Origin of the sequence: Streptomyces sp. WAC 06738, assembly GCF_003945505.1 — a bacterium.
Taxonomy (GTDB): domain Bacteria; phylum Actinomycetota; class Actinomycetes; order Streptomycetales; family Streptomycetaceae; genus Streptomyces.
In genome coordinates, this window is record NZ_CP029618.1 from 6,978,645 (window position 1) to 6,992,000 (window position 13,356).

Annotated in this window: 11 protein-coding genes; 1 reads left to right on the forward strand and 10 read right to left on the reverse strand. The window is 72.7% G+C overall.

Annotated elements, in window-relative coordinates; all coding sequences use genetic code 11:
- Positions 1-77 precede the first annotated feature (77 nt).
- The 9 genes from pssA to DMB38_RS30500 all read right to left on the reverse strand — a co-directional run bounded on the left by pssA (position 78) and on the right by DMB38_RS30500 (position 10,960).
- Positions 78-926, reverse strand: coding sequence for a CDP-diacylglycerol--serine O-phosphatidyltransferase (gene pssA, locus DMB38_RS30460; protein WP_078898493.1), 849 nt, complete (start codon positions 924-926; stop codon positions 78-80).
- Positions 913-1,566, reverse strand: coding sequence for a phosphatidylserine decarboxylase (locus DMB38_RS30465; protein WP_047018782.1), 654 nt, complete (start codon positions 1,564-1,566; stop codon positions 913-915). Before DMB38_RS30465 ends, pssA begins: the two co-directional genes overlap by 14 nt.
- 167 nt (positions 1,567-1,733) lie before the next feature.
- Positions 1,734-2,951, reverse strand: coding sequence for an acyl-CoA dehydrogenase family protein (locus tag DMB38_RS30470; protein WP_125937842.1), 1,218 nt, complete (start codon positions 2,949-2,951; stop codon positions 1,734-1,736).
- Positions 2,951-3,469: a MaoC family dehydratase gene (locus DMB38_RS30475; RefSeq protein WP_125937843.1), complete on the reverse strand. Its 519-nt coding sequence runs from the start codon at positions 3,467-3,469 to the stop codon at positions 2,951-2,953. The genes DMB38_RS30470 and DMB38_RS30475 overlap by 1 nt, the downstream gene beginning before the upstream one ends.
- A 1-nt stretch (position 3,470) precedes the next feature.
- Entirely contained in the window at positions 3,471-4,445 is a 975-nt protein-coding gene (locus DMB38_RS30480; protein ID WP_125937844.1) for a CoA ester lyase, read from the reverse strand.
- The gene (locus DMB38_RS30485; protein WP_125937845.1) at positions 4,442-6,463 is read right to left on the reverse strand and encodes a protein meaA; all 2,022 of its coding nucleotides are present in this window, start codon (positions 6,461-6,463) and stop codon (positions 4,442-4,444) included. Before DMB38_RS30485 ends, DMB38_RS30480 begins: the two co-directional genes overlap by 4 nt.
- Positions 6,463-7,881 carry a crotonyl-CoA carboxylase/reductase gene (ccrA, locus tag DMB38_RS30490; RefSeq protein ID WP_125937846.1) on the reverse strand — a complete coding sequence of 473 codons (1,419 nt, stop codon included), beginning with the start codon at positions 7,879-7,881 and terminating at the stop codon, positions 6,463-6,465. Before ccrA ends, DMB38_RS30485 begins: the two co-directional genes overlap by 1 nt.
- Before the next feature lie 382 nt (positions 7,882-8,263).
- Positions 8,264-9,061 (reverse strand): TetR family transcriptional regulator, encoded by a 798-nt coding sequence (locus DMB38_RS30495; protein WP_125937847.1) that lies wholly within the window; start codon positions 9,059-9,061, stop codon positions 8,264-8,266.
- A gap of 78 nt (positions 9,062-9,139) precedes the next feature.
- Entirely contained in the window at positions 9,140-10,960 is a 1,821-nt protein-coding gene (locus DMB38_RS30500; protein ID WP_125937848.1) for a 3-hydroxyacyl-CoA dehydrogenase, read from the reverse strand.
- 422 nt (positions 10,961-11,382) lie between these two features.
- Between DMB38_RS30500 and DMB38_RS30505 the strand changes: the two genes are divergently transcribed.
- Positions 11,383-11,994 (forward strand): HEAT repeat domain-containing protein, encoded by a 612-nt coding sequence (locus tag DMB38_RS30505; protein WP_047018790.1) that lies wholly within the window; start codon positions 11,383-11,385, stop codon positions 11,992-11,994.
- A 54-nt stretch (positions 11,995-12,048) separates the two neighbouring features.
- On the opposite strand, the gene DMB38_RS30510 is transcribed toward DMB38_RS30505, so the two are convergent.
- Positions 12,049-13,107 carry an Rv2578c family radical SAM protein gene (locus tag DMB38_RS30510; RefSeq protein ID WP_125937849.1) on the reverse strand — a complete coding sequence of 353 codons (1,059 nt, stop codon included), beginning with the start codon at positions 13,105-13,107 and terminating at the stop codon, positions 12,049-12,051.
- Between the last annotated feature and the right edge of the window lie 249 nt (positions 13,108-13,356).

Consider the following 13,356-nt stretch of genomic DNA (forward strand, 5'->3'; position numbering starts at 1 on the left):
CCCCGGGCGCGGCGGTGCGGTCGTTCTCGTACGCTACGGGCGCCCGCGGCCCGCGGGCGCGCCCTGTGCGGCCCTGCTCAGCCCTGCGCGGCGGCGCGCGCCTCGCGGCGGCCGACGCGGAAGGTGTTCACCCGGCGGGCGGTGGCGAAGAGCGGGATGGTCGCGGCCGTCACGATCTGCAGCGCGCAGCCGGTCTGGAGCAGCAACTGCCCGTTCGGCGCGTCGAACGCCCACGCGCCCAGGCAGGTCATGCTGATGAAGATCCACACGAGCGTGGCCACCGCGAGCCGGCCGCGCGGCTTGGGATACTCCACGCGGCTCACCATCAGCCAGGCCACCCCGACGATCGCCAGCAGGGTCGGCACGAACGGCAGCTCCAGCAGCACCACCGAGATCACCGTCAGCGCCCCGAAGGGGCTCGGCATGCCCTGGAAGACGCCGTCCCGCACGGTGACGCAGGAGAACCGGGCAAGCCGCAGCACCACCGCCAGCACCACCGCGACCGCGGCCACCGTGGAGACCCGCTGGTGCGCGTCGTCGGCGACCATGCCGTAGACCAGCACGAAGTACGCGGGCGCCAGCCCGAAGCTGATCAGGTCGGAGAGGTTGTCCAGCTCCGCGCCCATCGCCGAGCTGCGCAGCTTGCGTGCCACCAGGCCGTCGAAGAGGTCGAAGACCGAGGCGAGCAGCATGAGGATCACGGCGGTGGCGGCGCTGTGCCGGGCGATGCCGCCGGCGTCCTCGCCCGCCAGGTGCGGGACCAGCACACCGGTGGTGGTGAAGTAGACGGCGAGGAAGCCGCAGGTCGCGTTGGCCAGGGTGAGGGTGTCGGCGATCGACAGCCGCGTGGACAGCGGCATGTCGTCGTCGTCCTCGTCGACCTCGGGGACCCAGCCGGCCTTCGTCTCCGGATCAATCACGGTCAAGGCGCGTCACCCCCGCCGTGGTGGCCTGGCCGACGTCCACGCCGGGGGCGATGCCCTGCGGCAGGTACACGTCGACGCGGGAGCCGAAGCGGATCAGCCCGACCCGCTCGCCCTGCTCGACCTTGGTGCCGCCGGTCACGTACGGCACGATGCGGCGGGCGACCGCGCCGGCGATCTGGACCATCTCGACGTCGCCGAGTTCGGTGTCCAGGTGCCACACGACGCGCTCGTTGTTCTCGCTCTCCTTGTTGAACGCCGGGACGTAGCCGCCCGGGACGTGCTCCACGGAGCGGACGGTGCCGGCCAGCGGCGCGCGGTTCACGTGCACGTTCAGCGGGCTCATGAAGATCGCGACCCGGGTGCGGCCGTCGGGCCACGGCATGATGCTCTGCACCACGCCGTCCGCGGGGGAGATGACCCGGCCCTCGGCGATCTCGCGGTCGGGGTCGCGGAAGAACCACAGCATGCCCGCCGCCAGCGCGGCGGGGGGCACGGCGGCCAGCCGGTCGGGCCAGCGGCCGCTGCGGCGGGCGCGGACGGCGGTGACGGCGGCGGTGGCCAAGGTCGGCAGGAGCCACGGCGATGCGCCGCGCGCCAGGCGGATCCGGCGGCGCGGAACGTTATCTGGGCTGTGGGGCATGTTTGACCTTCGTAGCGGGAGGGGGCCGCGGTGATGGGGGACGGCGGCTTGTCGGGGATGCTATCGGTTGGCACCGGCAACTCGGCAAGCCGAAGCGAGCTTTCGCCCGCGGGGGGCCCGTGACCGGCTGCCACGTCATCCCTGCCGCCTGCCCCGGAAGCAATCCTTCAACCCTGGGACCCGTACTCCTCGAGCAGTCGCCGTCCAATGATCATTTTCTGGATCTCGGCGGTGCCTTCGCCAATGAGAAGCATCGGCGCCTCCCGGTAGAGGCGCTCGATCTCGTACTCCTTGGAGAAGCCGTAGCCGCCGTGGATGCGGAACGCGTCTTCCACGACTTCCTTGCAGTACTCGGAAGCGAGATATTTGGCCATTCCCGCCTCTAGGTCGTTACGTTCTCCGGTGTCCTTTTTGCGTGCCGCTCGCACCATCATCGCATGCGCCGCCTCGACCTTGGTAGCCATCTCGGCCAGTTTGAACTGGATCGCCTGGTGGCGGGCGATCTGCCGGCCGAAGGCATGCCGCTGCTGTGCGTAGCCGACGCCGAGCTCGAAGGCGCGCTGCGCGACGCCGCAGCCGCGCGCCGCGACGTTCACGCGGCCCACCTCCACCCCGTCCATCATCTGGTAGAAGCCCCGGCCCGCCCCCTCGGGGCCGCCGAGCACCCGGTCGGCGGGGACGCGCAGCCCGTCCATGATCAGTTCGGTGGTGTCGACGCCCTTGTAGCCCATCTTGTCGATCTTGCCGGGGATGGTCAGCCCCGGCTTCACGGTGCCGAACCCCGGCTCCTTCTCCACCAGGAACGTCGTCATCGACCGGTGCGCGGGTGCCTCGGGACCCAGCCCCTCGTCCGTCCGGCAGAGGACCGCGACCAGCGACGACGTGCCGCCGTTGGTGAGCCACATCTTCTGTCCTGTGAGCAGGTAGTCACCGCTTTCCCCGTCCCGTACGCCCTTGGACGCGATCGCCGCGACGTCGGAGCCGAGCCCGGGCTCCGACATCGAGAACGCGCCGCGTACCTCACCGGCCGCCATCAGCGGCAGGAAGTGCTCCCGCTGCTCCCGGGTGCCGTGCTGCTTGATCATGTAGGCCACGATGAAGTGCGTGTTGATGATCCCCGACACGCTCATCCAGCCGCGGGCGATCTCCTCCACGCACAGCGCGTAGGTGAGGAGCGACTCGCCGAGACCGCCGTACTCCTCCGGGATCATGAGGCCGAAAATGCCCAGTTCCTTCAGGCCCTCGACGATCTGCGCGGGATACTCGTCGCGGTGCTCCAGGCCGGTGGCCACCGGCAGGATCTCCTTGTCGACGAAGCCGCGGACCGTGGCGACGATCTCGCGCTGGACCTCCGTCAGCCCCTCCGTCTGCGCCAGCCGTCCCATCACCGCTCCCCGCCGCGCCCAGCCGGCTCCGGGCGGCCCGGCTGCTCGCCGCCGCGCTCCCGGACGTACGCCTCCGTGGGCACCATCACCTTGCGCCGGAAGACGCAGACCAGGGTGCCGTCCTGGTTGTGCCCGCGGGTCTCGACGTGCACGATGCCGCGGTCGTCCTTCGACTTCGACGGCCACTTGTCCAGCACGGTCGTCTCGCCGTAGACCGTGTCCCCGTGGAAGGTGGGCGCCACGTGCTTGAGCGACTCGACCTCCAGGTTGGCGATCGCCTTGCCGGAGACGTCCGGCACGGACATGCCGAGCAGCAGCGAGTACACGTAGTTGCCGACGACGACGTTGCGGCCGAAGTCGGTGGCCTCGCCCGCGTAGTGCGCGTCGAGGTGCAGCGGGTGGTGGTTCATGGTCAGCAGGCAGAAGAGGTGGTCGTCGTACTCGGTGACGGTCTTGCCCGGCCAGTGCTTGTACACCGCGCCCGGCTCGAACTCCTCGTAGGTCCGTCCGAACTGCATGTCAGCCCTCCGGCGGGGTGAAGGCGGTGGTGCGGGTCATGCCGGCGGCGCGGCCCTTGCCCGAGATGACGAGGGCCATCTTGCGGCTCGCCTCGTCGATCATCTCGTCGCCGAGCATCGCGGAGCCCTTCCTGCCGCCCTCGTCCGAGGTGTGGTACTCGTACGCGTCGAGGATCAGCTCGGCGTGGTCGTAGTCCTCCTGGGACGGCGAGAAGACCTCGTTGGCGGCCTCGACCTGGCCCGGGTGCAGCACCCACTTGCCGTCGAAGCCGAGCGCGGCGGCGCGTCCCGCGACCTCGCGGAAGCCGTCGAGGTCGCGGATCTGGAGGTACGGGCCGTCGATGGCCTGGAGGTCGTGGCTGCGGGCGGCCATGAGGATGCGCATGAGGATGTAGTGGTAGGCGTCGGCCGGGTAGCCGGGCGGCTGCCGGCCGACGACCAGGGACTTCATGTTGATCGACGCCATGAAGTCGGCGGGCCCGAAGACGATGGTCTCCAGCCGGGGCGAGGCGGCGGCGATGGCGTCGACGTTCACCAGCCCCCTGGCGTTCTCGATCTGCGCCTCGATGCCGATGCGGCCGACCTCGAAGCCCATCGTCTTCTCGATCTGGGTGAGCAGCAGGTCGAGCGCGGTGATCTGCTCGGCGTCCTGGACCTTCGGCAGCATGAGGCAGTCCAGGTTCGGCCCGGCGCCCTCGACGACGGTGATGACGTCGCGGTACGTCCAGTGCGTGGTCCAGTCGTTGACCCGCACCACCCGTGTCTTGCCGCTCCAGTCGCCCTCGTTGAGGAACTTCACGATGGTGTGCCGCGCGTCGGGCTTCGCGAGCGGCGCGCAGGCGTCCTCCAGGTCCAGGAAGACCTGGTCGACGGGGAGCCCCTGGGCCTTCTCCAGGAACCGGGGGCTGGACCCCGGAACGGCGAGGCAGGAACGCCGCGGCCGCAGCCGGTCGGACGGGGTGGGGGCGGGGCTCATGCGGGGACCTCCTGGTCCAGCTTGTTCGCCAGTCTGATCTCGTCGACGATACGGCCGATGATCTGGGTGATTCCGAAGTCCTTCGGGGTGAACACGGCCGCCACCCCCGCGGCGCGCAGCGCCTCGGCGTCCGCGGCCGGGATGATGCCGCCGACGACCACGGGCACGTCGCCCGCGCCCGCCCGGCGCAGCAGGTCCAGGACGTCGGGGACGAGTGCCGCGTGCGAGCCGGAGAGGATGGACAGGCCGACGCAGTGCACGTCCTCGGCGACCGCGGCGGCCGCGATCTGCTCCGGCGTCAGCCGGATGCCCTGGTAGACGACCTCGAAGCCGGCGTCCCTCGCACGTACGGCGATCTGCTCGGCGCCGTTGCTGTGCCCGTCGAGGCCCGGCTTGCCGACCAGCAGCCGCAGCCGGCCGCTGCCCAGCTCCGCCGCGGTGGCCGCGGCCCGGTCCCGTACGGCGGTGAGCGCGGCCTCGCCGCCCGTCTCCGCCGCCGGGACGGCGACCGGCGCGCCGCCGACGCCCGTGGGGGCGCGGAACTCGCCGAAGACGTCGCGCAGCGCCCAGGCCCACTCGCCGGTGGTGGCGCCGGCGCGGGCGCACTCCAGGGAGGCGGGCATCAGGTTGGCCGTACCCGCCGCGGCGGCCTTCAGCGCCGTCAGCGCGCGCTGCACGCGCGGCTCGTCGCGGGAGAGCCGCCACTCGTGCATCGCGGCGACGACCCGCGCCTCCACGTCCGGGTCGACGGTCATGATCGCGGCGTCCAGGTCCGCGGTGAGCGGGCTGGGCTCGGTCTCCGTATGGCAGTTGACGCCGACGATCTTCTCCTCGCCCGACTCGATCCGGGCCCGCCGCTCGGCGTGCGAGGCCACGAGCCGCGCCTTGAGATAGCCGGACTCCACCGCCGCGACGGCACCGCCCAGCCGCTCGATGTGCGCCATCTCGGCGGTCGCGCCCTCGACCAGTTCGGCCACCCGCGCCTCCACCACGTGGCTGCCGTCGAAGAGGTCGGGGTGTTCCAGCAGGTCGCTCTCGTACGCCAGCACCTGCTGGATGCGCAGGCTCCACTGCTGGTCCCACGGGCGCGGCAGGCCCAGCGCCTCGTTCCAGGCGGGCAACTGCACGGCGCGGGCGCGGGCGTCCTTCGACAGCGTCACGGCCAGCATCTCCAGCACGATGCGCTGCACGTTGTTCTCCGGCTGCGCCTCGGTCAGGCCGAGGGAGTTGACCTGCACGCCGTAGCGGAAGCGGCGCTGCCGGGGGTCCTCGATGCCGTAGCGCTCGCGGGTGAGGGTGTCCCAGATGCGGGTGAACGCCCGCATCTTGCACATCTCCTCGACGAAGCGGACCCCCGCGTTGACGAAGAAGGAGATCCGGCCCACGACGTCGCCCAGCTTCTCCGGCGGCACCTGGCCGGAGTCGCGGACGGCGTCCAGGACGGCGGTCGCGGTGGCCAACGCGTACGCGATCTCCTGCACGGGCGTCGCGCCCGCCTCCTGGAGGTGGTAACTGCAGATGTTGATGGGGTTCCACTTCGGCATCTTCCCGACGGTGTACGCGATGGTGTCGGTGGTCAGCCGCAGCGAGGGGCCGGGCGGGAAGACGTACGTGCCGCGGGAGAGGTACTCCTTGACGATGTCGTTCTGGGTGGTGCCCGCGAGCTTCGCGATGCCCGCCTCGTCCAGGCCCTGCTCCTCCGCGACCACCAGGTAGAGCGCCAGCAGCCACATCGCGGTGGCGTTGATGGTCATGGAGGTGTTCGTGCGCTCCAGCGGGATGCCCGCGAAGAGGCGGCGCATGTCGCCCAGGTGCGAGACGGGCACGCCGACGCGGCCGACCTCGCCGCGGGCGAGCACGTGGTCGGGGTCGTAGCCGGTCTGGGTCGGCAGGTCGAAGGCGACGGACAGGCCGGTCTGGCCCTTGGCGAGGTTGCGCCGGTACAACTCGTTGGACGCCTCGGCGGTGGAGTGGCCCGCGTAGGTGCGCATCAGCCAGGGCCGGTCCTTGGCCGCCATCACACGTTCCCGGCGTGCTCGACGGCCCGCTCCTGCACACCCGGGCGGCCGGGTGCCGCGGCCGGTCGCCTGTCCGGCGGGGGGTCGCCGCGGAAGAGGTTGATCGCGTCGATGTGCGCGGCGCGCTTCTCCTCGTCCCGTACGCCCAGGCCCTCGGCGGGGGCGAGGCAGAGCACGCCGACCTTGCCCTGGTGCAGGTTGCGGTGGACGTCGTACGCCGCCTGGCCGGTCTCGGCCAGCGGGTAGGTCCTCGACAGGGTGGGGTGGATCCGGCCCTTGTCGACGAGGCGGTTGGCCTCCCACGCCTCGCGGTAGTTGGCGAAGTGCGAGCCGATGATCCGCTTCAGCGACATCCACAGGTAGCGGTTGTCGTACTCGTGCACGAAGCCGGAGGTCGACGCGCAGGTGACGATGGTGCCGCCGCGGCGGGTGACGTAGACGGAGGCACCGAAGGTCTCCCTGCCGGGGTGCTCGAAGACGATGTCGACGTCCTCGCCGCCGGTCAGCTCGCGGATGCGCGCGCCGAAGCGCTTCCACTCGCGCGGGTCCTGCTCGTGCTCGTCGCGCCAGAAGCGGTAGTCCTCGCCGCGCCGGTCGATGATCGCCTCGGCGCCCATCCGGCGGCAGATCTCCGCCTTCTCGGGGCTGGAGACCACGCAGATGGGCGTGGCGCCGCCGGCGAGCGCGAACTGCGTGGCGTACGAGCCGAGTCCGCCGCTCGCGCCCCAGATGAGCACGTTGTCGCCCTGCTTCATGGCGGCGCCGTTGCGGGAGACGAGCTGGCGGTACGCGGTGGAGTTGACCAGCCCGGGGGCGGCGGCCTCCTCCCAGGACAGGTGGTCCGGCTTGGGCATGAGCTGGTTGGACTTCACCAGCGCGATCTCCGCCAGGCCGCCGAAGTTGGTCTCGAAGCCCCAGATGCGCTGCTCGGGGTCGAGCATCGTGTCGTCGTGGCCGTCGGCGCTCTCCAGCTCCACCGACAGGCAGTGCGCCACCACCTCGTCGCCGGGACGCCAGGCGACGACGCCGGGTCCGGTGCGCAGCACCACGCCGGCGAGGTCGGAGCCGATGACGTGGTACGGCAGGTCGTGGCGCCTGGCGAGGGGGGAGAGGCGGCCGTAGCGCTCCAGGAAGGCGAAGGTGGAGAGCGGCTCGAAGATCGACGTCCAGACCGAGTTGTAGTTCACGGAGCTGGCCATGACCGCCACCAGGGCCTCGCCGGGGCCGAGTTCCGGCACCGGCACCTCGTCCAGGTGGAGCGACTTGCGCGGGTCCTTCTGGCGGGTGGTGAGCCCGGCGAACATCTCCGTCTCGTCCTTGTGCACCGTCACGGCCCGGTAGGACTCGGGCAGGGGCAGGGAGGCGAAGTCGGCGGCCGTGCTGTCGGGTGCCTGAATCGCGGCGAGTATCTCGTTCATGGTGCTGCCTCCGGCGAAGCGTGTCGGGGACGCTTGAGGGACGTCGGGGGTGAGAGCTGTGCGGCGTTCGCGAGGCGGTTCGGCTCCGGCGGTGCCGGTGTGCGCGGTACGGGCGCGGTGGCGCCCCCGCGCCCGTGACGAGGCGCGGGCCGGGTGCGCGAGCCGGGGGCTCGCGGGGACAGCCGGCGCGCGCAGCGGTCGCGTACGCCGGTCACCCGGATATCCCGTACCGTATGGCACGGCGTGCCAAGCTGCAAGACACTCGGTGCCAAAAATCTTTCTCAAGTGTTCGCGGCGGTGCACGGATGAGCATGCGAAGGCTCCCCGGCCGGAAGCGGCCGGGGAGCCGGGGGCGGGGGTGAACCCCCCGGTCAGCTCATCTTCAGCTCTTCTTCAGCGCCTTCTCGATGGTGCGCATGACCTCGCTCAGCGGCGCGTCCGTACGGGCCACCGCGACCAGCACGTCCGAGCTGTCACCGCCCCCCGCGACGACCGCCGGGGCGCCCGCCGCGCCCGCCTCCGCGCCGCCCAGGGGCGCGGGGCCGTGCGGCTGGCCGACGCCGGTGAACCTGGCCCGCACCACCGCGAAGGCGCGGTCGAGCTGGCCCTCCACGTCGCCCTCCGCGCCCGCGCGCAGCCAGCGGCGCAGCACGTGGTTGTGCGCGGTGACCACCGCGGAGGCGGCGACCTCGGCGAGCAGCGGGCCGTCGTCGCCGTCCTGGTGGGCGCCCTCGTCGAAGTGGCCCAGCAGGTAGCGGGTGAAGAGCCGCTCGTAGCGGGAGACCGAGGCGATCTCCCGCTCGCGCAGCGTGGGCACCTCACGGGTCAGGCGGTAGCGCTCGACGGAGACCGCGGGCTGGGCCGCGTACATCCGCATGACCTCCCGGATGCCGCGGCAGACGGTGTCCAGCGGGTACTCGTGCGGCGGCGCGGCGTCCAGGACGGCCTTCACGCGCTCGAGCGTGTCGTCGTGGTCGGGGAAGATCGCCTCCTCTTTGGAGCGGAAGTGGCGGAAGAAGGTGCGCCGGGCCACGCCCGCCGCGGCGGCGATCTCGTCCACTGTCGTCGCCTCGTAGCCCTTGGTCGCGAACAGCTCCATGGCGGCGGCCGCGATGTCGCGGCGCATCTTCAGGCGCTGGGTGCTGGAGTTCGAACGGCTGGGCTTCGCAGGCTGGGACATGTAAGGAACGTACTCCATGCGTGGCCCCCGGATCTCCGTCAATCCGGGGACGGGCGGCGGCGTCCTGCCTGGGCGCCGTCAGCGCCGGGCGGCGGCGTACTCGCGGAAGCCGCGGCCCGTCTTGCGGCCGAGGCAGCCGGCGGCGACCAGCTGCTCCAGCAGCGGTGCGGGCGCCAGGCCGGGGTCGCGGAACTCGCGGTGCAGCACGCGCTCGATGGCCAGCGAGACGTCCAGGCCGACGACGTCCAGCAGCTCGAAGGGGCCCATGGGGTAGCCGCCGCCGAGCTTCATCGCGGCGTCGATGTCGTCGGGCGAGGCGTAGTGCTCCTGGACCATCTTCACCGCGTTGTTGAGATACGGGAAGAGCAGCGCGTTGACGATGAACCCGGCCCGGTCGCCGCAGTCCACCGCGTGCTTGCCCAGCCTGGCGCAGACCGCGCGGACGGTGGCGTGCGCGTCGTCCGCGGTACGGACCGTGCGCACCACCTCGACGAGCTTCATCACCTGCGCCGGGTTGAAGAAGTGCATGCCGACCACGTCCTCGGGGCGCGAGGTGGCGGCGGCGCAGGCGATGACGGGCAGGGAGGAGGTGGTGGTCGCCAGCACGGCGCCGGGCCGTGCCACCTCGTCCAGGGCGGCGAACACCTGCCGCTTGACCGCCAGGTCCTCGGCGACGGCCTCCACCACCAGGCCGGCGCCGGCCAGCGCGTCCAGGGCGCCGGCGGGGGAGATCCGGGCCAGCGCGGCGTCGCGGCCGGCGGCGTCGAGGCGGCCCCTGGCCACGGAGCGGTCCAGCGACGCGGCGACCCGGGCCCTGGCCGCCGCCGCCTTGTCCGCGTTGCGGGCGGCGAGGGTGACCGCGTACCCGGCCCGGGCGCAGACCTCCGCGATGCCGCTCGCCATCGTGCCCGAGCCGGCCACACCGATCTCCTCGACGGGCCGCGGCGGCGCGCCCGGCGCCGCGGCCCCGGGCACGGCGTCCGGCACGACGGTGCCGCTGCCGGGGGCGTCGTAGGCGTAGAAGCCGCGGCCCGCCTTGCGGCCGGTGAACCCGGCGGCGGTCAACTGGCCGAGGACGGGCGCGGGGGCGTGCAGCCGGTCCTGCGACGCGGCGTACATGGCCTCCAGCACCGTACGCGCGGTGTCGACGCCGATGAGGTCGAGCAGCTCCAGCGGGCCCATGGGCAGGCCGCAGCCGAGCTTCATCGCCGCGTCGATGTCCTCGCGGGTGGCGTACCGCGACTCGTACATCGCCGCGGCCTGGTTGAGATAGCCGAAGAGCAGCCCGTCGGCGATGAACCCGGGCCGGTCCCCGACCGCGACGGGCTCCTTGCCCAACTCCCGCACCAGCGCGGTGACCTGCGCCACCGCGGCCGGCTCGGTGAGCACCGAGGAGACCACCTCCACCAGCCGCATCGCCTGGACCGGGGTGAAGAAGTGCAGGCCGAGGACGCGCTCGGGGCGGGCGGAGGAGGCGGCGAGGCGGGTGACGGAGAGCGCGTTGGTGCCGGTGGCGAGCACGGTGCCGGGGCGGACGATGCCGTCCAGTTCCGCGATGACCTGCTGCTTGATCTCGTACGACTCGGGCACCACCTCGATGACCAGGTCCGCGTCCGCGGCCGCGCGCAGGTCGGGGAACGTGCGCAGCCGGGCCAGGACGCCGGCGCGATCGCCCTCGGCGAGCCGGCCGCGGGCCACGGCGCGCTCGGTGGCGCGCTCCAGCGCGGCGACGCAGCCGCGGGCGGCGGCCGGGCTCACGTCGATGCCGACGACCTCGCGGCCGGCGCGGGCCAGCACCTCGCAGAGGCCGGTGCCCATCGTGCCGAGACCGACGACGGCCACGGTGGGGAAGGGAACCGGGGGGAACTCGGGGGACTCGGGGACAGGGCTGCGGTCCATCGCGGGACTCCAGTCGTGACGCGGGAGATGAGGGTCCGGGGCCGCACGCGCGCGGCGTCCGGGCCGGGGCGCGGGAGCCCGCGGCTAGAACCGCGCGGGGCGGCGGGGCGCGCGGGGCGAGATCCGCGGCCTGCCCTGTCCCGGGGCCGGGCGTCCTCGCCACGGGCACCGGGGCGCCCGTCGCGCGTGCTGTCAGTTGCCGAACCGACTTCAGCTCTCGGCGGCTGCGTCACCAGACCGCCCGAGCAGGGGTGCTGCTCGTCCCCCGAGCTTAACTCGTGAGTAACCATGGGCGCCAGAGGGCGAATCAGGGAATGTACCCGTCAGCCGGGGCACACATGGAGTGAACCCCGATCGACCAGCCCGTCACCGACCGGTGGCGGGTACGTACCCTGAGTGCCGGCGAGGCAGGGGGCCGAGGCATGGACCAGGAGTATCTGGCGCTCACCGAACGGATCCGCGGCAGGCTGGAGGACCCGCCGGCGCGGGCGCGGTTCGAGCACATGACCGCGCTCGCGCGGCAGCGCACGACCACCGCCCACGAGGAGCTGGCGCGCGTGCTGGAACAGCCGGGCGAGCCGCTCTGGGCCCGGGAGCTGGCGGCCTTCGCGCTGGGCACGGCGGGGGACCGGCGGGCGTTCGAGACGCTGGTGCTGCTGCTCAACTACCGCGATCCGGTACGGGCGGAGAGCGCGGCGTGCGCGCTGGCCCGGCTCGGCGACCCGCGCACCGCGCGGGCGGCGGCGGCCCTGGCGACGAACCCGCTGCGCACCGCGTACGCGCTGCACGCCATCCGGCTGCTGGTCAGGCTGCGCGCGCCGGAGTCGGCGCCCGCGCTGATCAGCACGCTCCAGCGGCTGGTGCGCGAGCCGCAGCACCACTGGCCGATCGCCACCGCCTGCGTGGAGGGGCTGGGCGAGCTGGGCGACCCGCGCGCGATCCCGGCGCTCTCCGAGGCGCTCGGCTTCCCGCAGTTGTGGCGCGCGGCGACGGCGGCGATCACCCGCATAGGCCCGCGCACCCCGTCGCAGTGAAGGCGGCGCGCGCCCGGAGCGGCCGGGCCGCCGGCGTAGCGGCGCGGGGCGGCGTCAGAGGAGCGTCAACTGCGTGGTCTCCGGGCCCTCCGGCGGCGCGCCGGGACCCTCCTGGGGCTCGATGCGGCGCGCGATGCCCGGGGCCGACGGGCCTATGCCCAGCTCCGCCGCGTACTCGTGGACCTGGCGGGTGATCTGGCGCTGATACCACTTCGGCGCATACGACCCGCCCGCGTACATCGTGCGGTAGCGCCGGACCAGATGCGGGTGGTGGTGCTCCAGCCAGGCCATGAACCACTCCCGCGCGCCCGGCCGCAGATGCAGCACCAGCGGCGTCACCGACGTGGCACCCGCCTCCGCCACCGCCCGCACCGTGGCGCGCAGTTGCCGGGGGGAGTCGCTGAGGAACGGGATCACCGGCGCCATCAGCACCCCGCAGCCGATGCCGTGCTCCGCGAGCGTGCGCACCACGTCGAGCCGGCGCTGCGGCGCGGGCGTGCCCGGCTCCACGGTCCGCCACAGCTCCTCGTCCAGAAATCCCACCGAGACCGCGACCCCGACCTGCGTGACCTCGGCCGACTGCTTGAGCAGCGGCAGGTCGCGGAGGATCAGCGTGCCCTTGGTGAGGATCGAGTACGGATTGGCGAAGTCCCGCAGCGCCGCGAGGATGCCGGGCATCAGCCGGTACCGCCCCTCGGCCCGCTGGTAGCAGTCGACGTTCGTGCCCATGGCGATGTGCTCGCCGTGCCACCGGCGGCTCGCCAGCTCGCGGCGGAGCAGCTCCGGGGCGTTGATCTTCACCACGATCTGCGAGTCGAAGCCGCGGCCGGTGTCGAGGTCCAGGTAGCCGTGGGTCTTCCTGGCGAAGCAGTAGACGCAGGCGTGGCTGCAGCCCCGGTAGGGGTTCACGGTCCAGTCGAAGGCCATCCGCGACGCGCCCGGCACCCTGTTGACGATCGAGCGGGCCCGCACCTCGTGGAACGTGATGCCGCGGAACTCCGGGGTGTCGAAGGTGCGGGTCACGACGGCCGCCGTGCCGAAGAGGGCGGGCGGTCCGGCCCCCGTGGCCGCGCCGCCGTCGGCGGCCTCGTCGGTCAGATTCTCCCAGCGCATCGGCACCTCCCGTTGATCTGCCGCCGAGAATAGAACACACGTTCCCTTCGCGTCGAGTCCTCGATCGGGTGACCCCGGTCAACACCGCTCCGCCAGGGCCGCCGGGCGGCTCGCCGGTTCGGGTGGATTCCCGCCGCGCGCCCGTACGCCCCCCGCTCCGCGGGCCCGTTCGCGAAAGCCGCTGATGAGCGCCCGACCGGCGCCCCGCGCACCGGAGTTGGCACGGCTCCGCCGGGCCGTACGGGGGAG